This window comes from Lactobacillus apis (assembly GCF_002837055.1).
GTDB lineage: Bacteria > Bacillota > Bacilli > Lactobacillales > Lactobacillaceae > Lactobacillus > Lactobacillus apis.
On the sequence record NZ_PDKP01000001.1, the window covers coordinates 42,647 to 66,036 of the forward strand.

Below are 23,390 nucleotides of genomic sequence, written 5' to 3' on the forward strand. Positions count from 1 at the left end.
TGGACTTATCTTAATTAGTGAGACTTGTGTGTGTTAAGCATATAAGTCTCTTTTTTATTTTTAGGAGGAAAAAATGCCCCAAAATTTTTATAATCAATCAATTAAAGATATTGAAAAAGAGCTTTCAACATCTCGTGAAAATGGTTTAAATTCGGAGCAAGTAAAGCAGCTTCAGGAAAAATATGGTCCTAATAGTCTTGCTGCTAAGAAGAAAACCAGTATGTTGCAACGCTTTATTGCACAATTTAAAGACTTTATGATCATTGTTTTGATCATTGCTGCGCTTTTATCAGGTTTTGTCGCTCAAGAGTGGACAGACGCTGCGATTATCATGGTTGTTGTTATCCTGAACGCTGTTTTGGGTGTTTTCCAAGAAACTCGTTCTGAAGAAGCAATTAATGCTCTGAAAAAAATGGCCACGCCGAATGCGCATGTGCGAAGAAATGGGCAAGTGGTTGAGATTCCAAGTACCGAATTAGTGCAAGGTGATATTGTTTTACTTGAAGCTGGAGATGTCGTTCCCGCAGACTTGCGTTTGACAATCACTGAAAGCTTGAAGATTGAGGAGTCTGCATTAACTGGGGAATCAGTACCTGTTGATAAAGAGCACGACCAAATTAATGAAGATAAAGTTGCTTTAGCCGATCAGGATAATATGGCGTTTGCCAACACCAACGTTACCTATGGTCGTGGTGAAGGGATTGTCACTGAAATTGGGATGAATACTGAAGTCGGTAAAATTGCCACCATGCTTAATAATACCGATGAAACGGATACACCACTTAAGCGCAACCTTAACCAATTAGGTAAGACATTAACAATTATGATCTTGCTGATTTGTGCGGTTGTTTTCGTTGTCGGTTTCTTTACCAAGCAGGGTACAGAGCCGACACAAAAATTAGCAATTGATATGTTCTTAGTTGCAGTTTCGTTAGCAGTTGCTGCAATCCCAGAAGGATTACCTGCAATTGTTACCATTATTTTGGCGCTGGGAACGCAAGTAATGGCTAAGCACAATTCGATTGTGCGTAAATTGCCTGCAGTTGAAACTTTAGGTGCAACTGATATTATCTGTTCAGATAAAACTGGTACATTAACTCAAAATAAAATGACAGTTGAGCAGGTCTACTATGACAATGAAGCTCATCAAGCAGACCAGAAGATTTCTGAAGATAACCCTACGTTGTTGTCAATGGTTTTAGCTAACGACTCTAAGCTTGATGACACAAATAGATTGTTGGGAGATCCAACTGAGACTGCACTTATTCAATATGCCTTAGATCAAGAGATTGATGTTCATCAGTTACTTGAACAGCATAAACGAATTCAAGAAGTTCCTTTTGATTCTGGCCGTAAGTTGATGAGTACGGTTAATGAAAATGGTGGACAATATTTTGTTGCTGTTAAGGGAGCACCTGACCAATTACTTAAACGAGTTACTAAAATCGAAGTTAATGGCAAGGTAGAACCGATTTCTGCTGAACAAAAAGAAGAAATTTTACTTTCTAACCAAAAAATGGCAAGAAGAGCCTTGAGAGTCTTAGGGTTAGCGTATAAGACAGTTGATCAGCTATACGATGCTCCTTCTACTGATAACGTTGAACAAGATTTAATTTTTGTTGGCTTGGTTGGGATGATTGATCCAGAAAGACCTGAAGCTAAAAAGGCAATCGCAGAAGCACATGATGCAGGAATCAGAACAGTTATGATTACCGGAGACTTCCAAGTGACTGCACAAGCAATCGCTGAGCGACTTGGAATTCTAAAACCAGGCCAAGATGAACGCGTGGTTACTGGTGCTCAACTTGATGAAGTTAGCGATGAGTATTTGCAAGAACATGTACCTGATTACAGCGTTTATGCTCGTGTTTCGCCAGAGCACAAGGTTCGAATTGTTAAGGCATGGCAAGCCCGTGGTAAAATTGTTGCGATGACCGGTGACGGTGTTAATGATGCCCCTAGTTTGAAGCAAGCTGATATTGGTATCGGTATGGGTATCACAGGTACTGAAGTTTCCAAGGGTGCCAGCGATATGATTTTGGCCGACGATAACTTTGCCACAATCGTTGAAGCTGTTAAGCAAGGTCGTAAAGTTTTCAGCAATATTCAAAAGGCAATTCTGTACTTGATGAGTTGTAATGTTGGTGAGGTCTTGACAGTGTTTATGATGACAATGCTTGGTTGGGACATTTTAGCACCCGTTCAACTTCTTTGGATTAACCTCGTTACTGATACACTACCAGCTATTGCGCTTGGACTTGAACCAGTGGAAAAAGGTATCATGAAGAGGGCACCACGTGGTCGGAAATCCAATTTCTTTAGTGGTGGCGTTTCTAGTTCAATCGTCTACCAAGGAATTTTGGAAGGTATTTTAGTTTTAGCAACTTATCAATTAGGCTTGAAATTTGGTCCTCATGTTAACAGTGCTAACTTACAGCATGCGGATGCGTTGACTATGGCATTCTTGACTTTAGGATTAATCCAATTATTCCATGCGATTAACTCAAAATATATCCATCAATCAATCTTTTCTAAGCATACACTTACAAATAAATGGTTTAACTGGGCTATCCTTATTTCAGCAATAGTAATGGCCGCAGTAGAATTACCATTTATGACTAAGTTCTTTGATGTTACAGAATTAAATGGCATGCAATGGTTAATTGTCTTAGGTGCAGGAACTTGTATGATTATCATTGTTGAAATTGTTAAATTCTTCCAACGTCAAGCTGGACAAAAATAAAATAGCAAATAATATAACTGAAAAACTGGTAAATTACGCTATAAAAGTAGTAGTTTACCAGTTTTCTTTTGGCATTTATTAATTTTAAAAAGTTAGTTTAAATACAGTTGGCAATTTTAGTTAGGTATTCGGAATCAATGTCATCAAAACGTGCAAAGACCTTGCTATCAAGGTCTAAGACAGCAATCAAATCTTCATTTTTCATAATTGGGATAACAATTTCTGAATTAGTAGCAGCATCGCAAGCAATATGGCCAGCGAACTCATGAACATTAGGAACAATTTGCGTTTCTCTTGTTTTAGCGGCCGTACCGCAAACACCTTTGCCTAGTGCAATGTGCATGCAAGCAACAGGACCCTGAAAAGGTCCCAAAATTAATTCATGATTTTGATAACGATAAAAACCAGCGTAACTGACATTAGGCAAATTATTAAACAATAGAGCACTAATATTACTCATATTGGCAATCAAATCGTGCTCATCTTCAAGTAGGCTTTGTGCTTGCTTAAGTAGCAGTTGATAACGTTCAAGTTTGTCCATTTGCTTTCTCCTTTTTGAATAAGTCTAAACTAAGTGGGTAGCTTTTAAAAGTCAAACAAAGTATTTACTTTTTGATTTCAAATGTGTAAGCTTGAACAAGCCGTTAAAAAGAAGCTATAATGAAATGTGTGATAGCGCTAAAATCATTGCTAACATAAGATTTAGCAATGATTTGGTACCTAAGAAACTTTGTGATTTGTAAGAAATAAATCACAAAATTGTATAAATTTTCATTAAAAAAGGTGTATAATTTTTAAAAATCTTAACGGCTATAGTAAAATGGTCTCAATGACTTATTTTATTGCAAGATAATGAAAGGGGCGATAACAATGTCGATGATAGAGTTCCATGACGTGCAAAAATATTATGGCCATTTTCATGCACTGCACGACATTAATTTGGAAATTGATGAAGGGGAGACGGTGGTTTTAATTGGACCATCAGGTTCAGGTAAGAGTACTTTAGTACGTACCGTGAACGGCCTTGAAACAATCCAAAAAGGTCAATTGATTGTTAACGGTCATGATTTGTCTGATCCAAAGACTAACCTTAACATTCTTAGAAGTGATGTTGGGATGGTTTTCCAGCACTTCAATCTGTACAAAAATAAAGATGTACTTGAAAATATTATGTTGGCACCAAGAATTGTTAGCCATATTCCAGAAGAAGAAAACAAAAAACGAGCAATGGAACTGCTCGAAATGGTTGGTCTGGAAAAATGGGCACACAATATGCCTTCACAAATTTCAGGTGGTCAAAAACAGCGTGTTGCCATTGCTCGAACATTGGCCATGCGTCCTAAGCTTATTCTTTACGATGAACCAACTAGTGCGCTTGACCCAGAAATGATTGATGATGTTTTGCAAGTTATTAAGAAAGTTACAAATGAGAGCGGAATGACATCCTTGATTGTTACCCACGAAATGGGCTTTGCTAAAGAGGTTGCCAACCGAGTTATCTTCATGGACCAAGGTCAAATTGTTGAAGATGAGAATAGCGCAAGTTTCTTTGAACAACCTAAGACAGTACGGGCACAACAATTCTTGAGTAAGATCATCTCTCACTAAGGAGGCCGATTATGAAAAAGAAATTTTGGTTGCTTCCTTTACTAGCATGTGTATTGATGCTGACTGGATGTGGTAAGAGCCTAAGTGATCAATCTGTTTTAGATAATGTTAAAGAGTCTAATACGATTACTTGGGGTGTTAAAGGTGATGTTAAACTTTTTGGCTTGATTGATGTCCGCGATGGTCAACAAAAAGGTTTTGATGTTGACATGGCCAAAGCAATTACTAAGCGTATCTTAGGGCCCAAAGGCAAGGCAGAATTTGTCACAACTACGTCACAATCAAGAATACCGCTTCTGAAGAATGGTAATGTCGATGCAATAATTGCTACGATGACGATTACTCCAGAGCGTAAAAAGATTATTTCATTTTCACACTCATACTTTGATGCTGGTCAGTCAATATTAGTTGCTAAAAATTCCTCAATTAAAAGTGCCAAAGATTTAAATGGTAAGACTGTTATTGGGGTAGTTGGTGCTAACTCAGTAGAAAACATTAAAAAGATAGCTCCTAGAGCAAAAGTGATTGAACTTCAAGACTATGCTCAAGCTATGAACGCACTGAAATCAGGTCAAGGTGATGCTTTGACTACTGACAATGGTATCTTATTTGGGTTAGCAGTTCAGAACCCAGGCTATGAAGTTCGTGGTGGCACCTTCACCGTTGAACCTTATGGTGTTGCGGTTAATAAGGGACAAACCGGATTTACTAAGGCTGTTGACAAGGCAGTTCTTGAGATGCAGCATGATGGTGAATACAATCGCTTAATTAAAAAGTGGTTTGGCGATGTTCCAGGATTTAAGTACAAGGAGCTGTATCGCCGATGATTGATATTTTTACAAAATTCAGTGGTCAATTATTTGTTGGTTTGGGCTGGACGATACTTTCAAGTGTGATTGCATTATTCTTCAGTTTGATTATAGGAACTGTGTTTGCAATTATGGAAGTTGTTCCTAGTAAAATAGCTCGCTTTATTGGACGTGCATACGTAGAAATATTGCGTAACATTCCACTGCTGGTAATTACGATGTTCTTCTATCTTGTTATTCCAAAATATGTGATGAAGATTAATGGTTTTACTGCAGGAACAATTGGTTTAACGCTTTATACTTCTGCATTTATTGCTGAAACGATTCGTTCAGGTATCCAATCTGTTTCTGGTGGACAAATGGAAGGTGCTCGTTCTACAGGTATGACTTATTGGCAAGCAATGCGTTACATTATTTTGCCACAAGCATTCAAGATCGTTATTCCACCACTTGGAAACCAGTTTGTTAACTTAGTCAAAAACTCATCGGTTCTTGCCTTTGTTGCAGGATTTGATTTGATGTATCAAGCAAACTCAATTGCTTCGACTACTTTTGACCAGATTAACAGCTATTTAGTAGTTGGGGTTTTGTATTTAATTATTACATTACCACTTAGCTACTACATGCAGTATTTGGAAAAGAAATTAGCCTGAGAGGAGGTTCAGTGAAATGCAAAATTGGATTAGCGCCTTTTCATGGCTAAACGTGCACTTTCTATTAATGGGCCTTTGGGTTACTATCTATATTTCAGTAATTTCAGTTATTTTGAGTTTCATTATTGGCTCAATTTTGGGAATTATTAGATATTCAAAAATCAAGTTTGTTTCAAAAATCGTTGGTTTTATAATTGATATTATCCGTAACGTACCGTTACTTTTGATTATCTTCTTTACCTACTTTGGCTTGCCAAACTTTGGGTTGAGACCAGAAACGATTCCAGCAGCAGTTATTGCAATGACGGTCTTTGAATCAAGCATGATTGCAGAAATTGTTCGTTCAGGAATTCAATCAGTTTCTACCGGACAAATGGAAGGTGCAAGATCAACGGGAATGTCCTTTGTTCAAGCATTATGGCATGTTGTATTGCCACAGGCATATAAGAACATGATTCCAACAATTATTAGTCAATTTGTTTCGCTAATTAAGGATACTTCGTTAGCAACAATTATCGTTGTTCCAGAAATGATGCAGCATGCACAAGTTATTTATGGACAAAATTCTAATTATATTTTGCCAATGTTTGCTGCTTTAGCAGTACTATACTTCATCGTCTGCTTTACACTTTCAGTGATTGGCAACGTAATTGGAAAACATTTGACTTAAAATTAAATATTTTGATTTATTTTCTTAAAAAGGATTTCACACTGTGAAATCCTTTTTTGTGTGTTTTTGTTGATATAAAGCTTTTTATGACTGAGTATCCGATTGTAAATAAACAATTAATTAGATTTTTTTTAGAAAAAGTATTGACAGATTAAAAATATACACTTATCTTATTATATAACATCATATAACAATTAATAGATAAGAGGTAAACAATGAAGAAACAATATCAAGACGAAATAACAAATGCGATTAAAGCCTGTCAAAAGATTGACGGCATCAATCATATTTATTTTGCGGCATGTGGTGGTTCAATGGCTTTCATGCAACCAGCAGAGTACATTATTAACCGCGAGTGCGACATTCCTGCAACTATTTTGCCATCACGTGAATTTACCACACGTGATCCTCATGACTTGGGCGAGCATAGTGTAGTTGTAACTTGTTCTCACTCAGGTAGTACTCCAGAAACTAATGAAGCTGCCAAATTTGCTAAAGAAAAAGGCGCTTTAACAATTGGAATTGCCTTCACACCTGATTCAGACTTGGAGAAGAACTCTGACTATACTTTGCATTACAGTTGGGGAAAAGGTACAGACGCTTCTGATTTAAACACCGGTGTACTTTATGGCTTTATTTTTGGTCTGTTAAAGGCTGTGACTGGTGATGCTAAGTATGACAAGGGCTTGAAAGCACTTGACGACTTGGAAGCAATTGCTGAAAGAACTCGCCAACAATTCGGTGATACAACTAAGAAGTGGACCAGTGAATTAAAGCGTGAGAAGTTGATTTACGCAATTGGCTCAGGCATTAACTTGGGTGAGACATACTCATTTTCAGCGTGCTGGCTCCAAGAAATGCAATGGATTAACAGTAGCTGCATTGATTCAGCTGAATATTTCCATGGTCCTTTTGAAATTACCGACTTTGATGTTCCTTTCATTATCTGTGAAGGAATGGGTGTTACTCGCAAGATGGACCAACGTGCGGTTGACTTTGCTAAGAAGCACAGCGAGAAAGTTTATGTAATTGATAATGCAGACTTTGATATGCACGAAATTGACGACGACTTTAAAGAATATTATTCACAGATTCTTTCAGGTGTAGTCTTCCGTCAACTTGCTGAAAGCTTTTCATATGAAAGAGGTCATTCTCTAGAAGCTCGTCGTTACATGTGGCATTTAGATTATTAGTGTTAGTCCAATGAAAATAATTTCAATTGGAGATAATGTAGCTGACACCTATGTTAAGCAGAGAGTTTATTTTCCTGGTGGAAATTGTGTCAATGTTGCTGTTGATGCAAAAAAAGCTGGAGCAGAAGTTTCTGCTTATCTCGGCATTTTAGGTAATGACGATCGTGCTAGCCATATTGAAGAATCATTAAAAGAAGAGCAGGTTGAATTAGTTAACTGTCGTAAAGTTTATGCTCCTACGGCGCAGCCGCGAGTTTTCCTAACTGCTGAAGGGGATCGAACCTTTGAAGCAGGTCCGAAGAATTCAGGCTTACACTTATTAAACTTACGATTAACTCCTGATGACTTTACAACAATCGATGGTTTCGATGTTGTTCATGCAGGAATTGATTCTGGAATTGATGAGTATCTACCAGAATTACATAAACGAGTAAAAGTTTCCTTTGACTTTTCCATTTCTCGGGATAAGGACTACTTTAAAAAGACACTTCCTAATGTTGATTTTGCATTTTTCTCTGGGTCAGACATGAGTGATGACCAAGCTGTAGAATTTGCCAAAAAATATTTAACCTTAGGTCCAGAAGTTATTGTTATTACAAGGGGAGAAAGACCTGCATTTTTGCTAACTTCACAAGAATCTTATTACCAAGAACCGCAAAAAATAAAAGTTGTCGACACGATGGGTGCAGGTGACAGTTTTATTGCTGGTTTTCTAGTTTCTTACTTAGATAAGAATAATTTAGTATTAGCGGCAGAAGCTGCAAGCAAAAACGCTGCAGTTACCTGTCAATTATCTGGAGGCTTTGGTCACCAGAAATCTTTTTAGAAAAGAGTGATGAACATGAAAAAAGGTGCAGTACTTGCTACAGCAGCCGTTGCATGCTTCGGGATGCTGTTGACTGGTTGTCAGAACAAAGGCAATTCTAGTTCAAAAAAGCAAGAAAAAATTACAGTTGTACAAAATGCCCCAGTGGATTCGCTAGATCCAATCTTGGCCTATTCAAACAGCTCGTCTGTAGTTGTAGCCAACACAACTGAGGGTCTTTATACAATTGATGCAAACGATAAGCCTCAACTTGGTTTGGCTTCAAACGTGAAGACAAGTAATCATGGTTTGACTAAGACCTTTACGATTCGTGAAGATGCTAAGTGGTCAAACGGCGACCCAATTACAGCAAATGATTTTGTCTTTGCATGGCGCCGCTTGGCTAATCCTAAGAACGCCTCAGCTTTCAACTTCCAACCAGGTGCGGCTGGAATTAAAAATGCGGATGACATCGTCGCGGGAAAGAAACCAGTTAATTCATTAGGCGTTAAAGCTACAGGTAAAAAGACTTTAGTTGTTGAATTAGACCATGTAGTACCTTATATGAACAAGCTGCTTGCATTTAGTGACTTTGCACCAGTCAACCAAAAGTACTTCGAAAAAGCAGGTAAAAAATTCGCTCAAGATTCAGATCACTTGATTGCTTCAGGTCCATATAAGATTAAGGACTGGAAGCTTGGTGATAACAGTATCCAATTAGTGAAAAACGCAAAATATTGGGATGCCAAAAACGTTAAGCTTAACGAAGTAAAACTTGATGTGATTATTGATCCTGAAAAAGCAGCCATTGCTTTTGAAAACGGTAGTGCTGATTATGTTCACCTTAGTGGACAACTTGTTCCTAAGTACCGTAAGGATAAAAACTACGAAAATGAAGTTGGTAACTTTACCCAATACCTTATGTTCAATGTAAAGAAACCTGGCCTTGATAACGAGGATTTACGTAAGGCAATCTCTAGTAGCATTAATCGTAAGGAAATTACCAAACATATTTTGAAAGACGGTTCTATTCCAGTTCATTCAATGGTAATGAAAAATTTAGTTAAGAATCCTTCAAATGGTAAGGACTTTGCCGATGAGTCTACGACTGATTTGTCAGAGTACTCAGCTGCTGATGCAAAGAAGTACTGGAACAAAGCTAAGTCCAAGACTGACTTAAGATCAATAACTTTATTATACGACGATAGTGATCCCGCTTATGCTAATGTTGCTGCATATGTGAAGGCACAAGTAGAAAAGAATCTTCCAGGAATGAAAGTTGATTTACAACAAGTTTCCAAGAAGACTAGACTTGATAAAATGTCAAAAGCAACTTACGACGTCACACTTACGCGTTGGGGGCCAGATTATGCTGATCCAACAGCAATTTTAAGTATGTACCAAAGTAAGAATGATAGTAACTACGGTAAATGGGCTAACTCTGAATTTGATAAGTTAATGGCAGAGTCAAACAAGACAACAGATCAAGCTAAAAGATATCAACTTTTACTAAAGGCAAATAATATTTTAATTGATAGTGCTTCTTGTCCGCCATTGTACCAAAATGGTGCTCCAGTCTTAAAGAGAGCTAACATCCAAGACTTACCAATGCATATTGCGGGTGTTCCATACTTCTTCAAGTATGCATCGATTAAGTAAATTGAATGACTATAAAAAGAGGCCTAGGCCTCTTTTTTACTCACAAAATATGATCGAGATAATTAGTTCTCACCAACTAATATAATAAACATATTAAATTATTTTAAGAAACAAGGTTGACAGATTAAAAATATCTTATTATCTTATCATATAAGGCGCTGAACAATTACTAAGATCTTGGGTAGATTTAAAAGAGATCTTTATTTCTTTGAAACTGATCAAATTAAAGTCATTTGGTTTTAAGTAATTCTCCCTAGTTTGAAGCATTTAGAAAAGAGTGAAATTTATGAAAAGAAGTGCAGCAATCGTTTCAACTGCAATTGCCTGCGTTGGAATGTTACTGACTGGTTGTCAGAAGAGTTCGAATTCAGGCACACAAAATCAAAGTAAAATTACGGTGGTAGAAAATACTCCTGTTGATTCTCTGGATCCCGCAGTAGCATATCAAGAGTCAGCTATCGTTACCGTAGCTAACACAACTGAAGGCTTATATACAATGGATGCACATGATAAGCCACAATTTGGATTAGCATCCAAAGTTAAAACAAGTAATCACGGTTTGACAAAAACATTTACAATTCGTGAAGATGCTAAGTGGTCAAATGGTGATCCAGTGACAGCTAACGATTTTGTATTTGGTTGGCGGAGATTTTCAGATCCTAAAAATGCGTCACCATATAACTTTGAACTAGGTGCTGCGGGAATTAAAAATGCTGATGCAATTACTCTAGGTAAGAAGCCTACAAGTGATTTAGGTGTGAGAGCTACCGGACCAAAGACTTTGGTTGTTGAACTTGATCATCCGGTTCCGTTTTTGAGCAGAATTTTAGCATTTGCACCATTTGCTCCTGTTAATCAAAAGTATTTTGAAAAAACAGGTAAAAAATTTGGTCAAGATTCAAGTCACGTGATTGCAACAGGACCATATAAAATTAAAGACTGGAAGCTAGGAGACAATACAGTACAGCTTGTAAAGAATCCAAAATACTGGGACGCTAAAAATGTTAAGGTTAAAGAAATTAAGCTTGATGTAATAACCGATCCAGAAAAAGCAGCGATTGCTTTTGAGAACGGTAATGCTGACTATGTACGTCTGAGTGGCCAACTGGTTTCAAAATATCATAAAGATAAGAACTTTGTTGATGAGATTAGCAACTTCAACCACTACTTAATATTTAATATGAAAGAACCTGGCATAAATAATGCTAATTTGCGTAAAGCAATTTCAGTTAGCCTTAATAGGAAAGAAATTACTACTCATATTTTGAAAGATGGTTCAGTTCCTGTTCATTCGATGGTAATGAGAAAACTTGGCAAAAATCCAAAAACTGGTAAAGACTTTGCTGATGAATCAACAACTAATTTATCACAGTATTCCCCAGCTGACGCTAAAAAGTATTGGAATAAGGCTAAATCAGAAACTAAATTAAGATCATTCACTTTGCTTTATGATGATAGTGATCCGTCATATTCAAATGTTGCTGCTTATATTAAAGCTCAAGTTGAGAAAAACTTACCTGGAATGAAGGTAAACTTACAGCAGGTTTCAAAGAAAACTAGGTTAGATAAAATGGCCAAATCTAACTTTGATGTGGGTATTTCTCGTTGGGCACCAGACTATGGTGATATATCAGCAGTATTAAATATGTATGTTACTGGTAACGCTAGCAACTATGCGAAATGGTCAGATCCGGAATACGATCGTTTGATTGCACAAGCAAACAAAGAAACTGATCTTTCTAAGAGATATCAACTACTATTAAAAGCAAATAATATTTTAGTTGATAGCGCAGCTTGTCCACCATTATATCAAGCAGGTGCACCAGTCTTAAGACGAACAAACATTAAAGATATGCCAATGCATATCTCTGGTGTTCCACTAGTCTTTAAATATGTATATATAAAATAAATTAGAAAACAAATAGAACTGGGATTTAATCTCAGCTCTGTTTGATTAGATGAAAGGGAGGGAAGAACTTGAAGAAATATGTCTTAAAAAGACTTTTAATCGCGGTAGTAACCTTATTCTTAATTACATTAATTTTATTTGTAATGGAAAAGGCGATGCCAGGTTCTCCATTTAATGATGAAAAAATGTCACACGCTCAAGTTGCTGCCCTTTACCGTAAATACGGGCTAGATGGACCTATTTGGCTACAGTTCTTTAATTATTTGAAAAATATGATTACTGGTGATTTTGGTGTTTCATACACAGTTCAAGTAAACACTCCGGTAACAACAATGATTTTTCAACACTTCAAGATTTCATTACAAATTGGTTTACAAGCAACTATATTAGGCTCAATTATTGGTTTCTTTATGGGTGTTCTTGCAGCAGTTAAAAAAGGCACCATCTGGGATAACCTAATGACAGGAATCTCGGTATTAGGAATTAGTTTACCCAACTTCGTTGTGGCCTTGATTATCTCGCTAATCTTCTCATACAAATTAATGGTTTTACCTGGAACTTACCAACAAACTCAACCGTTTGTTTCAAGTATTTTGCCAACAATTGCATTGAGTACATTTACAATGGCAAGTATCGAACGATATGTCCGTAATGACATGATTACGATTATGGATTCAGACTATTATCGATTAGCAGATTCAAAGGGAATTAAGAAGTATCAATTAATTATGCACCATGTAATTAGGAACACTTTGATTTCCGTAATTACTGTGTTAGCACCATTAATGATCGATTTAATTGCCGGTAGTATGGTTATTGAAAAAGCCTTTGCTATTCCTGGCTTAGGTACTTTGTACATCAGTGCAATTCAAGCTAATGATTACAATGTTGTTTTAGGAATCACATTTTTCTATGCAGTTTTGTTCATTGGTATCATGCTAGTTGTTGACATTTTATACGGTTTAATTGATCCACGGATTAGATTAGATGAGGGTGAATAAGATGACAGATAATAAAAACAATGATTTTGAATTTGCCCAAAATCCCGAAGTCGAGGACCATTATTCGGGTAAGTCATATTCATACGGTCAATTAATTTGGCATCGCTTTTTAAGAAATAAGGGAGCAGTTGTCAGTGTTGTGGTACTGGTTATTATTACGTTAATTGCCTTTTTGGCACCGCATTTTAGCCAGTTTTCTCCAACTACACCTTATCCAAATCAATCAAATTTAGCTCCAGGTACAAATGGCCATTGGTTTGGTACAGACAATTTGGGGAGAGATATTTTTGTTAGGGTAGCAGCCGGAACCTCCGTTTCATTACGAGTTGCCTTGGTTGCGATGGCTATCGACTTAGTAATAGGTACGAGCTACGGACTTATTTCAGGATATTTTGGTGGCAAGATTGATTTATTCATGCAACGAATTACTGAAATTTTAAGTACAATTCCAATGATTATTATCGTTACGCTTTTAGTTTTGGTAATGAAACCAGGTCTAATTAGTATTATTACGGCGATGATGATTGTTGGTTGGATTAACATGAGTAGAATAGTTCGGGCCCAAGTACTTGAATTGAAGTCACGTGAATATGTTTTGTCGGCCAGAACAATGGGGGAATCTAATTTTAAGATTATTTTCTCGCAAATTTTGCCCAACACACTTGGTCAGATTATTACAACGTTCATGCTATCAATTCCAAATGCAATCTTCTTGGAAGCATTCTTGGCCTTTATTGGTTTAGGCGTTCCTGCTCCACTAGCCTCATTGGGAACAATGATTAATGATGGTTATACGCAGGCAATCGTTTACCCTTACATGGTATTCTTCCCAGTCTTATTTTTGGCCCTAATCATGTTAAGTTTCAATATTATTGCTGATGGCTTACGTGATGCGATTGAAGGAAGCTAGGTGAAACCATGACTGAAACAGTTCTAGAAATAAAAAACTTACAAGTTGAGTATCATACCGAACACGGTGATGTACAAGCAGTTAGAGGGATTAACTACAAGGTAAATAAAGGGGAAACTGTTGCTTTAGTTGGTGAATCTGGTTGTGGGAAGTCAGCTAGCGTTAAACCGATTATGGGTGAAAAGGAAGCCAATCAAGTAATTAAATCAGGTGAAATTAACTTTACCTACCAAACTGAAAATGGACAAAAGACAGTTGACCTTTTAAAGATAAGTCCTAAAGAAGTCCAAAGTCAGATTAAGGGTAAGGAAATTGCCATGGTCTTTCAAGACCCAATGACTTCACTTGATCCAACAATGAAAATTGAAAAGCAGATTGCCGAGGCAGTAAAAGCATCGAGTCCCCAAATTAATAAGGAACAATTAAATAAACGTGTTCTAGAATTAATTGAGACAGTCGGAATTCAAAATGCTGACGTGGTAAAGAAACAGTATCCACATCAACTGTCAGGAGGGATGCGGCAAAGAATTGTTATTGCGATTGCATTGTCGGGGAATCCTAGTTTATTGATTTGTGATGAACCGACAACAGGCCTTGATGTTACAATTCAAGCTAAAATTTTGAATTTAATTAAAGATATTCAAAAAAGCCGTAAGTTATCAGTAATTTTTATTACACACAACCTAGGTGTTGTGGCCAATATTGCTACTAATGTTAATGTTATGTATGCTGGTAAGATTGTCGAAACTGGTACGACTGAAGATATTTTCTTTGATCCGCGTCACCCATACACTTGGGGTCTACTTGAATCAGTACCTGATGTAAATGAAGCGGTTAAAGAGTTGCCAACAATTGCTGGGACAATTCCAGATTTAACCCAACCAGTTGTTGGTGATGCTTTTGCACCACGAAACAAGTATGCATTAAATATTGACTTTAAAGAACAACCCCCAATGTTTGAAGTTAATGATCATCATTATGCTGCTACTTGGCTTCTCGATAAAAGAGCACCTAAGGTAGAAATACCAACGGTACTTAAAAGGAGAATTGAAAAAATGAAGAAAGAAGCTGAAGCTGATGGCGAATAATATTCTTGAAGTACACCATTTAAAACAGTATTTTCCAATTGGGAAGAAAAAAGTAGTTAAAGCCGTTGATGATGTTTCTTTTAATATTGCTAGCGGTGAAACTTTTGGTCTTGTTGGTGAATCCGGTAGTGGAAAAACGACAATTGGTCGTTCAATTATCAGACTTTATAAACCAACATACGGTGAAGTGATTTTTGAAGGTGAACAGATAGCTGGCACTTTAGATAAAAAGCGTACTTCAAAGTTACGTAAAGATATGCAGATGATCTTTCAAGACCCGATGTCATCGTTAAATCCAAGGAAAAAAGTTGGTGACATTATAAAGCTTGGCCTAGATATCCACTATCCAGAACTAAGTAAAGAGGAAAAGCAAGAGCGCGTTCTTAAAATGCTAAAAGTCGTTGGTCTTGATAGCTCTTTTATTAACCGGTACCCGCAAGAACTATCTGGTGGGCAGAGACAAAGAGTCGGCATTGCACGTGTTGTTATTATGCAGCCTCGCTTAATTATTGCCGATGAAGCAATTTCAGCCCTTGATGTTTCTGTTCAGGCTCAGGTTGTTAACTTGTTGCAACATATTCAAGAAGAAACTGGAAGTGCGATGCTGTTTATTGCGCATGACTTGGCAATGGTTAAGCACATTTCAAGTCACATTGGCGTTATTCACTTAGGGCACATCGTTGAGTCAGGTCCTACAGATGAAATCTTTGATCACCCGAAGCATCCCTATACTAAAAGTTTGTTGACCGCAATTCCGATTACAGATCCGATTGCTGAACAGAAAAAGCAATTGTCTGATTATCATGCACATCGGCATCAATATGTAAACAAAACGATGGTTGATCTTGGCAATGGGCACATGGTCTTGGATGATGGCTCGTGGTCGTAGAAGTACGGTTAAATAACAATTGCAAAAGTTTACTTATTTAATTATACTTGGCTGGTCGAAACGCAAAACAAGTTTATAGGAGAGTTTATCAATGGCACGACCAACAAATAAAACTGATTTAATTGAAGCAAGTAATACAGCATATCAAAAGATAGTTGATTTAATTGCTTCATTACCTGAAGAGGCACGTACAGCTGACTTTGATTTTGATACTAGTAAGTTAAAAGAAGCACATTGGAAACGCGACCGCAACGTTAGAGACGTATTAGCTCATTTATATGAATGGCAAAAATTATTAATTGACTGGATTGATAGTAATCAAGCTGGCAAACCAAAAGAATATTTACCAGAGGGCTATAATTGGCGTAACTATGGCGAAATGAACCAAGAGTTTTGGAAGAACGACCAATCAATTCCTCTTGAAGAAATGGAAGAGCTACTTGCTCAAAGTCATAAGAAAACAATGGCTTTAATTGACTCCTATACCAATGATGAACTATTCCAAAAGAATGTTTTCCCATGGACAGGCAATAATGCTCTAGGTACATATTTTATTGCCAATACTTCTAGTCACTATGAATGGGCTTTGAAGAAGCTAAGAAAATATAAGAGATCTATAAAGTAAGATAGAATAAAAACCGTTAGCACTTTGGCTAACGGTTTTCCTGTTTTCAATAATAAAAAGTAATCACTTAGTGTTTGTTATTTCAATTTTAATTTAGTAATATTGTGGTATTGAGGAGTGTTGTAATGAGATCTGATGAGACAATTGAAACAGTAGTTCCGCTTTACCGCAAGATATATCTTGATATTAAAAAGCAAATTCAAAGTAATGAATTAAAGCCGGAACAAAAATTGCCTAGTGAACAGTACTTGTGCCAAAAGTACAACGTAAGTAGGATAACGGTTCGTAAAGCTTTAAAGTTGTTAACTGAGGAACGATTAGTTGTTACCGTTCAAGGTAAAGGCTCATATGTTAACGCTAAGAAGATGATAGGTAAGTTGGATCAGATTCAAGGCTTTTCAGAATTTGCGCTTTCGCTTGATAAAAAGAGTGAGACCAAAATTCTGAAACGTGAAATCATCAAGAACGTCGATATTGCCAGGAAATTAATGTTACCTGATGATGCGGATTTAATTTACATCAAACGACTTTCTGAAATTGAAAAAACACCTTTGGGGATAGATGAAGCTTGGTTATCTGCTGAGCGGTTTCCTGATTTGCTTGTTAATATTAACTCTGACTCTTCTTTATATGAATATCTTGAACAGAAATATCATGAATTACCAGCAAATTCATATCGTGAAATTAGTACAAGTCTGCCAACTGCAAAACAAACTAGTCTGCTTAAACTCGATAAGGTAATACCATTATTTGAGGTTAACAAGACAGTTTATAATCAGTTCGATCAACCATTGGAATTTTCACATTATGTGGTTCGTGGAGATGAAATGACTTATATCATCAATTCGAATGTTGACGGCAAATTTTGCTTAAACAATAAAAAGTAAATTGATTTTAATAGTACAAAAGGCAGCTAACTAGTTCAGTTAGCTGCCTTTTAATTAAGAGATTATTTTTATTTCGTAGCTAGTAATAAAATCAAGAAGGATAATGTGTCGAATAAAAAGTGAACTAAAAAACTAACCCAAATATTATGAGTTTTCGTAAAAGCCCAGTTTAGAACTAACCGTGTAAATGCTAAACCTAAAATGACATAGCCAAGGTTATAATCGTATGTTGATAGATGAAGTAGCGCAAAAATTAAAGTAGAAGCAATATTTCCCCATAATAGCGGATGCGGCAACTTTGCAGAGGTAGCCAATTGCGTGACTGCCAATAGCGGCATAATTGCCAAGAACTCTTCACCTAAAATTTGGATAGCACTACTGAATCTTTGATAAAAAAAGATTAGCCAGACGTGTGGTGTTTTCATTGTTAAGCCAGCTGCGGCATTACCAGAAACAGATCCGAATAGCTTTTGCGCAATCATGCCCGATAAAACAGAAATAATGTAAGCTAAAATAAAGAAAGCTAGAACCCAGAGCCACTCTTTTGCCCTAAGGCCATGAAATAGGCGATGCCATCTATTACCAGTAGCTAGTTGAACACCCAAAATTTGAATTCCAAGAAAAAGCGCAACTATTAGTAATTGAAATATATCACTTACAAAAGTTGGATGGTTTTCATCGAAGATTAAAAAGTCTGGGATTTGGATACCAGGCATCATTAAACAGCAATAGGCTAGAAGGTTTGAGCCCAGAATTATTAGCCATTGTTTAAAGGTTAATTTAGTTGAATTGATATTTGTAAAAGAATTATTCATTTTTACCACCTCTTACTAGTCTCATTTTATTGACTATATTGTTGAAATACAATTTCCTTGCTTGTGTAAAATGCACAAGCTTCAAAAGATAAGAAAAGGAATTGTAGGACTTTTTTAGAATTCGGATTGTTATCGGTTACAATAAAGAGTGTGCTAAAATCAAAAATGAGTAGTATGCAAATAATATTTACAGAAAGGAGCTATTTTATGAAGACTGTTACAATTGCTCATCGTGAAGTCCCTGCTTTAGGGATTGGTACGTGGGAAATGGGCGATAAACCTGAAATAAGAACTGAAGAAGTTGCTGCAATTCGTGCTGGGCTTGATGCTGGATTACGCGTAATTGATACGGCTGAGATGTACGGCAATGGCCGTTCTGAAAAGTTGGTAGGTGAGGCAATTAAAACTTACCAGAGGTCTAGTATTTTCTTGATTTCTAAAGTGTTACCCTCAAATGCGTCTGCGGAACATATGAGACGAAGTCTAGAAAATAGTTTAAGGCGCCTTCAAACAGATTATCTTGATTTGTATCTTTACCATTGGCGCGGAGCAATACCATTAGAAGAGACTATTGCTGAGCTACAGTCTTTACAAGATGAGGGCCTTATCCATGCTTGGGGTGTTTCAAATTTTGACTTAGCTGACATGGAAGAACTATGGCAATTACCCAGCGGTCGTAATTGCGCTGCTAATGAAGATTTATATAACTTGGAAACTCGAGGAATTGAATACAGTTTGCTTCCTTGGCAAAGAGAAAAGCAAGTTCCACTAATTGCATACAGCCCATTAGGACGAGGTGCAAAAATGGGAAGTACAATGATGAAAAATCAGTCAGTCTTGCAAATTGCTGAGCAGCATCATGCAACTGCTTATCAAATTTTATTAGCTTGGGTGATGCAACAACCAGATGTTTTAGCAATTCCTAAGAGCAGTAGCTCAGAGCATTTATTGTCTAACTTAAAAGCACTAGAGATAGAATTAACTCAAGAAGATTTGCAAACTTTAGACCAAGCTTACCCAAAGCCCGATCATAAGGAGCCACTTGCGATTTACTAGGCAATTAACTGGTTTTTTTTGAAAACTAGTGAGTTGAAAATGTAAATGGGAAAGATTCATTAGTCGATATGAGATTATTTTGATTGATACAAAAATCTTTTTTAATGATTAAAAAACTAAAAAATAAAGCAAAAAAGCTTGAGTTCGCTCAAGCTTTTTCTGTACTCTTATACTAAGTAAGAAATTGGGAAGTTAAATAATGAAGAGTTTTTTGTTTCGATTATATCTGGCATTAATGAAGCTAGTTGCTCATTTTATGCCAATGCAAGATAATAAAGTGGTCATTCTTAATGGGGCAGGTAGGTCAGGCTCAAATGGCTATTTGTTTGGCAAGTACCTGGAAAAAAACCATCCAGAATATGAAGTTACACTTGTTGAACCGTGGCCGTCTTCACATTTACCGCTTAAAACTTGGCGCGAAATCGGCGCGGCTAAATTCGTTTTGACCACACACCAGCCATTTAAAGTTCATGCTAAGCAGATTAATATCCAGTTTTGGCATGGTATTCCACTTAAACGAATGGGAATAATGGCAAATAATACTACCAGAAAAACGGATCAGCGCAACGCCAAATTATGGCAAAAAAATGCTGATATTGTTTGTTCAAGTAGTGACTTATACGAAAGTTTGATGAGTGCGTGTTGCGGCATTGAAACTAATAAGTATCAAAAAACTGGCTTTCCTCGACTCGATGCTTTGAAAAGACCTGCCATTAGCAAAAAGCAGCTACTGATGGATTTGTTTAAAGCCGAAGATGCTGATGCCAAAATTGGTATTTACATGCCAACATTTCGCTATGAAATGGAAGACAGTCAGATTATGAGACAGGTTGAACAGGGTAACTTTTTAACGCTGGCTGACTTTGATATTGAACAATTGAATCATAATTTAAAACAAAATCAGCAGTATTTAATTGTTAAATTGCATCCGTATGAAATGCGCTTATTTAAAGATATGCATAGTAATTTTTCTAATATTACCTTTCTTAACAATGATTATCTCAACCAGCAAGATGTTGACCTGTACGAATTGTTGGGCAATACTGACTTTTTGATTACTGATTACTCGTCAATTTACTTTGATTATTTAACAATTGATAAGCCAATTATTTTCCTCACCAACTATTTGCAGCAATATGAAGAAAAGCGTGGTTTACTAATGGGACCATATGAAGATGTTGTCCCTGGAATATGTGTGAAAACCCAGCAAGAGCTTTTAGAAGCATTGGACAAACCTGACCGGTTTCAGCAAAAGCGACATTATTGGCTAAACCTATCCAACCAAGTTCAAACTGATTCAAATTGCGAAAATGTTGTTAAGTTAATGAAGAACATTAGAGGGTAAGTTGTGAAAAAAACTTTTTTAAATATCTTGTATAATGCGGTTTACCAAATTTTCCTTGTGCTAGTGCCGTTAATTACGGTGCCATACTTATCGCGAATTTTGGGCCCAAAAACTTATGGTATTTATAGCAATGTTAATAATATTGTCCAGTTCTTAATGATCTTTTGTACATTATCAGTTTCATATATTGGAATGAGGACAATTTCGCAAACACGAGCATTTAAAAGCCCACAAGAATTAACTGAAGCATTTTGGGGCTTATGGTATTTTCAAGCATTAGCGGGCTTGGTTACGATTCTAATTGTTGTTTTAGTTGCGTGTTTTTTCCATATTAAGTATTGGCAATACATTTTGTTGATGGTGCCATATTTAATCTCAGCTCAAGTTGATATTTCATGGTTTTTCCAAGGGTTGGCAGACTTTGGTCGTGTTGTTTTAAAAAATACGGCGGTTAAACTAGTTTCAGTTGTTTTGATTTTATTATGGGTTAAACAACCAGGCGACTTGTGGAAATATATGTTGATTATGTCGGTCTCAACGATGTNTTGGTCGTGTTGTTTTAAAAAATACGGCGGTTAAACTAGTTTCAGTTGTTTTGATTTTATTATGGGTTAAACAACCAGGCGACTTGTGGAAATATATGTTGATTATGTCGGTCTCAACGATGTTTGGTTCATTTGTTTTCTGGTTTGATATTCGGCGCTATGTTGGGGGGCCAGTTAAGCACTTTTATCAGTATCAAGCGACAATTAAATCCATTATTACATTATTAATTCCGCAAATTGCGACGCAAATCTATACTTCACTTGATAAGCCGATTTTAGGTCTTTTCCAAAATTCAACTCAGGTGGCCTACTACGACAATTCTCAGCGTATTTCAAATATGGTTTTGGGAGTTGTTACAAGTATTTCACTAGTTATTATGCCCAAAATGGCTGGTGAAGGTAAAAAAGAGCAGCGTGTTATTCTGAAAAAATCGCTTGAAGCAACGGTCATGCTGGGAACATTGTTTGCAGTGATTATTATGGCCAATACAAAGGAATTTGTTCCTTTCTTTTTTGGTCATAAGTTTATTCCGATGACGCCGTTAATGTTCTTCTTTGCACTAACAATAGTGATGATACCAACTGGGGGCGTTTTTGCTAACCAGTTCGCCTTGGCAAACCATCGCGATCAAGACTATGCCATCCCAGTAATAGTTGGTGCAGTTCTTGAAGTAGTTCTAAGTTACTTCTTGGACAGATTATATGGTGCAACGGGGGCGATGATTGCAATTTTGATTACTGAATTCATCGTTTTGATTTTGCGGTTGTGGATAGTGCGTGACGGATATGATTTTAAGTATTCCTTTAAAGAAATTCCGAAATATCTGTTGATAGCCCTAATTGTCTTAATGGTGGGGATGCTTATTCCGCAGCTTGTTTCGTCAGCCTTTTTCAATATGGCTATCAAATCAATTGTAATGTTCATCCTATATTTTGCCCTTATGTTCCTATTTAAGCTTGATTTTAATCAGGACATTATTATGTTAGTTAAGAAACTTTTTACTAGAGGTTAAAAATGATTCCGAAAATAATTCATTATGTTTGGGTTGGAGGCAATCCTAAGCCCAAAAATATTCAGCGATGTTTAAAAACTTGGCGCAAACACTTGCAGGACTATAAAATTATCGAGTGGAACGAGGATAATTTTGACATTCATGAGAACAAATACGTTGAACAAGCCTATCAAGCAAAAAAATGGGCCTTCGTTTCCGACTATATTCGTGCCAAGGCTGTTTATGAATACGGCGGCATTTATTTGGATACTGATGTACTCGTCCTTGACGATTTGACAAGTTTGCTTAATAATCGCGCTTTTGTTGGCTTTGAAAACAAAGACAATCCTTTTACGGCAGTTTTTGGTGCCGAAAAACACCATCCACTACTGAAGGATATGCTGAACTATTACGATGATCGCGACTTTAATTTTGATCGAGCTGATCAATTGGCTGGTGTTAACACGGTCTCTGTTTCAGATATTTTAAAAAACAAGTATGGTGCTAAGCCTAACAACCAAGAACAAGAGCTTAAAGAGGGAATTCATGTTTACCCAGATGGCGTTTTATGCAACCCATCAGCTGATTCTAAGACTATCCATGTATTTACTGGTACTTGGATGGAAGGCGAGAAGCCACTAAAAAGAAAACTTGTTACAGCGTTCAAAGTAAGAATTAAAACACAAAAAGAGGCGGCGCTTTATGCCAAACTCTTCAGGTGAACTAACTGAATCAGAATTGCAGGAATTAGTTGAACATGTTTCGCTGACATCATTTAACCGTCCTTTTTTGCATCAAGCCAAGATTAATCGGCGAATGACGACAACTGGGGGACGCTATCATTTAACTGATCATCATCTTGAGATAAATGCACATTTTTTACAACCACAATACCATGATGAATTGGTTGGAATCATCAAGCATGAACTAACACACTATCATTTACACCTGCAAAACCGCGGTTACCGCCACCGTGATACAGACTTTAAGTTATTGCTGAAAAAGGTTGGAGGCAGTCGCTACGCACCTGATATTGGATTGCGCAAGAAGCAAAAACCAAAATTTGTTTATAAATGTCAGCACTGTGGCCAAAAGTTTAAACGTGTTCGCCGCATTAACGTACGCCACTATGCTTGCGGTAAATGTGGTGGCCCTTTAAGGCTGGTGAAAAGCTAATTTAAAAATAAA

At 36.8% G+C, this 23,390-nt stretch carries 21 protein-coding genes and 2 pseudogenes; 21 read left to right on the plus strand and 2 right to left on the minus strand.

Annotated elements, in window-relative coordinates; translation table 11 throughout:
* The first annotated feature begins 73 nt into the window (after positions 1 to 73).
* Positions 74 to 2,743: a calcium-translocating P-type ATPase, PMCA-type gene (locus CRG87_RS00320; protein ID WP_074425674.1), complete on the plus strand. Its 2,670-nt coding sequence runs from the start codon at positions 74 to 76 to the stop codon at positions 2,741 to 2,743.
* 97 nt (positions 2,744 to 2,840) lie between these two features.
* Here the strand turns inward: CRG87_RS00320 and CRG87_RS00325 are convergent, their stop codons facing one another.
* A complete protein-coding gene (locus tag CRG87_RS00325) occupies positions 2,841 to 3,284 on the minus strand; it encodes a GAF domain-containing protein (RefSeq protein ID WP_074425673.1) in 444 nt (147 codons plus the stop codon).
* A gap of 329 nt (positions 3,285 to 3,613) precedes the next feature.
* On the opposite strand from CRG87_RS00325, the gene CRG87_RS00330 reads away from it, so the two are divergent.
* The 14 genes from CRG87_RS00330 to CRG87_RS00395 all read left to right on the plus strand — a co-directional run bounded on the left by CRG87_RS00330 (position 3,614) and on the right by CRG87_RS00395 (position 17,449).
* Positions 3,614 to 4,351: an amino acid ABC transporter ATP-binding protein gene (locus CRG87_RS00330; RefSeq protein ID WP_046306293.1), complete on the plus strand. Its 738-nt coding sequence runs from the start codon at positions 3,614 to 3,616 to the stop codon at positions 4,349 to 4,351.
* Positions 4,352 to 4,362: 11 nt separating this feature from the next.
* Complete coding sequence (locus CRG87_RS00335; RefSeq protein WP_074425672.1) at positions 4,363 to 5,178, plus strand: glutamate ABC transporter substrate-binding protein; 816 nt, start codon at positions 4,363 to 4,365, stop codon at positions 5,176 to 5,178.
* Entirely contained in the window at positions 5,175 to 5,813 is a 639-nt protein-coding gene (locus tag CRG87_RS00340; RefSeq protein WP_074425671.1) for an amino acid ABC transporter permease, read from the plus strand. Before CRG87_RS00335 ends, CRG87_RS00340 begins: the two co-directional genes overlap by 4 nt.
* A gap of 16 nt (positions 5,814 to 5,829) precedes the next feature.
* Complete coding sequence (locus tag CRG87_RS00345) at positions 5,830 to 6,483, plus strand: amino acid ABC transporter permease (protein WP_046306301.1); 654 nt, start codon at positions 5,830 to 5,832, stop codon at positions 6,481 to 6,483.
* Between the two features lie 215 nt (positions 6,484 to 6,698).
* Complete coding sequence (locus CRG87_RS00350; RefSeq protein ID WP_074425670.1) at positions 6,699 to 7,676, plus strand: SIS domain-containing protein; 978 nt, start codon at positions 6,699 to 6,701, stop codon at positions 7,674 to 7,676.
* A 10-nt stretch (positions 7,677 to 7,686) separates the two neighbouring features.
* Positions 7,687 to 8,502 (plus strand): PfkB family carbohydrate kinase, encoded by an 816-nt coding sequence (locus CRG87_RS00355; protein ID WP_074425669.1) that lies wholly within the window; start codon positions 7,687 to 7,689, stop codon positions 8,500 to 8,502.
* Positions 8,503 to 8,517: 15 nt separating this feature from the next.
* Positions 8,518 to 10,140 carry a peptide ABC transporter substrate-binding protein gene (locus CRG87_RS00360; protein ID WP_165775953.1) on the plus strand — a complete coding sequence of 541 codons (1,623 nt, stop codon included), beginning with the start codon at positions 8,518 to 8,520 and terminating at the stop codon, positions 10,138 to 10,140.
* A gap of 286 nt (positions 10,141 to 10,426) precedes the next feature.
* Complete coding sequence (locus CRG87_RS00365; RefSeq protein ID WP_074425667.1) at positions 10,427 to 12,049, plus strand: peptide ABC transporter substrate-binding protein; 1,623 nt, start codon at positions 10,427 to 10,429, stop codon at positions 12,047 to 12,049.
* Positions 12,050 to 12,117: 68 nt separating this feature from the next.
* A complete protein-coding gene (locus CRG87_RS00370; RefSeq protein WP_074425666.1) occupies positions 12,118 to 13,050 on the plus strand; it encodes an ABC transporter permease in 933 nt (310 codons plus the stop codon).
* A 1-nt stretch (position 13,051) separates the two neighbouring features.
* Positions 13,052 to 13,960, plus strand: a complete 909-nt coding sequence (locus CRG87_RS00375) for an ABC transporter permease (RefSeq protein ID WP_074425665.1) — start codon at positions 13,052 to 13,054, stop codon at positions 13,958 to 13,960.
* Positions 13,961 to 13,968: 8 nt separating this feature from the next.
* Positions 13,969 to 15,048 (plus strand): ABC transporter ATP-binding protein, encoded by a 1,080-nt coding sequence (locus tag CRG87_RS00380; protein ID WP_074425664.1) that lies wholly within the window; start codon positions 13,969 to 13,971, stop codon positions 15,046 to 15,048.
* Positions 15,038 to 15,937 (plus strand): ABC transporter ATP-binding protein, encoded by a 900-nt coding sequence (locus CRG87_RS00385; protein WP_074425663.1) that lies wholly within the window; start codon positions 15,038 to 15,040, stop codon positions 15,935 to 15,937. Before CRG87_RS00380 ends, CRG87_RS00385 begins: the two co-directional genes overlap by 11 nt.
* A gap of 91 nt (positions 15,938 to 16,028) precedes the next feature.
* Positions 16,029 to 16,562: a ClbS/DfsB family four-helix bundle protein gene (locus CRG87_RS00390; protein WP_074425662.1), complete on the plus strand. Its 534-nt coding sequence runs from the start codon at positions 16,029 to 16,031 to the stop codon at positions 16,560 to 16,562.
* 125 nt (positions 16,563 to 16,687) lie between these two features.
* Positions 16,688 to 17,449 (plus strand): GntR family transcriptional regulator, encoded by a 762-nt coding sequence (locus tag CRG87_RS00395; RefSeq protein ID WP_074425661.1) that lies wholly within the window; start codon positions 16,688 to 16,690, stop codon positions 17,447 to 17,449.
* 68 nt (positions 17,450 to 17,517) lie between these two features.
* Here CRG87_RS00395 and CRG87_RS00400 read toward each other — a convergent pair whose 3' ends face one another.
* Positions 17,518 to 18,264 (minus strand): CPBP family intramembrane glutamic endopeptidase, encoded by a 747-nt coding sequence (locus CRG87_RS00400; protein WP_074425660.1) that lies wholly within the window; start codon positions 18,262 to 18,264, stop codon positions 17,518 to 17,520.
* Positions 18,265 to 18,471: 207 nt separating this feature from the next.
* On the opposite strand from CRG87_RS00400, the gene CRG87_RS00405 reads away from it, so the two are divergent.
* The 6 genes and pseudogenes from CRG87_RS00405 (at position 18,472) to CRG87_RS00430 (ending at position 23,378) form a co-directional block, all read left to right on the plus strand.
* Positions 18,472 to 19,320, plus strand: coding sequence for an aldo/keto reductase (locus CRG87_RS00405; protein WP_074425659.1), 849 nt, complete (start codon positions 18,472 to 18,474; stop codon positions 19,318 to 19,320).
* 199 nt (positions 19,321 to 19,519) lie between these two features.
* Complete coding sequence (locus CRG87_RS00410) at positions 19,520 to 20,665, plus strand: CDP-glycerol glycerophosphotransferase family protein (RefSeq protein ID WP_074425658.1); 1,146 nt, start codon at positions 19,520 to 19,522, stop codon at positions 20,663 to 20,665.
* A 3-nt stretch (positions 20,666 to 20,668) separates the two neighbouring features.
* Positions 20,669 to 21,196: pseudogene (locus CRG87_RS08315) on the plus strand (lipopolysaccharide biosynthesis protein); the annotation flags it as partial.
* 67 nt (positions 21,197 to 21,263) lie between these two features.
* Positions 21,264 to 22,223: pseudogene (locus CRG87_RS08320) on the plus strand (oligosaccharide flippase family protein); the annotation flags it as partial.
* Between the two features lie 2 nt (positions 22,224 to 22,225).
* A complete protein-coding gene (locus CRG87_RS00425) occupies positions 22,226 to 22,924 on the plus strand; it encodes a glycosyltransferase family 32 protein (protein WP_074425656.1) in 699 nt (232 codons plus the stop codon).
* Positions 22,905 to 23,378, plus strand: coding sequence for a SprT family protein (locus CRG87_RS00430; RefSeq protein WP_074425655.1), 474 nt, complete (start codon positions 22,905 to 22,907; stop codon positions 23,376 to 23,378). The genes CRG87_RS00425 and CRG87_RS00430 overlap by 20 nt, the downstream gene beginning before the upstream one ends.
* The last annotated feature ends 12 nt before the right edge of the window (positions 23,379 to 23,390 follow it).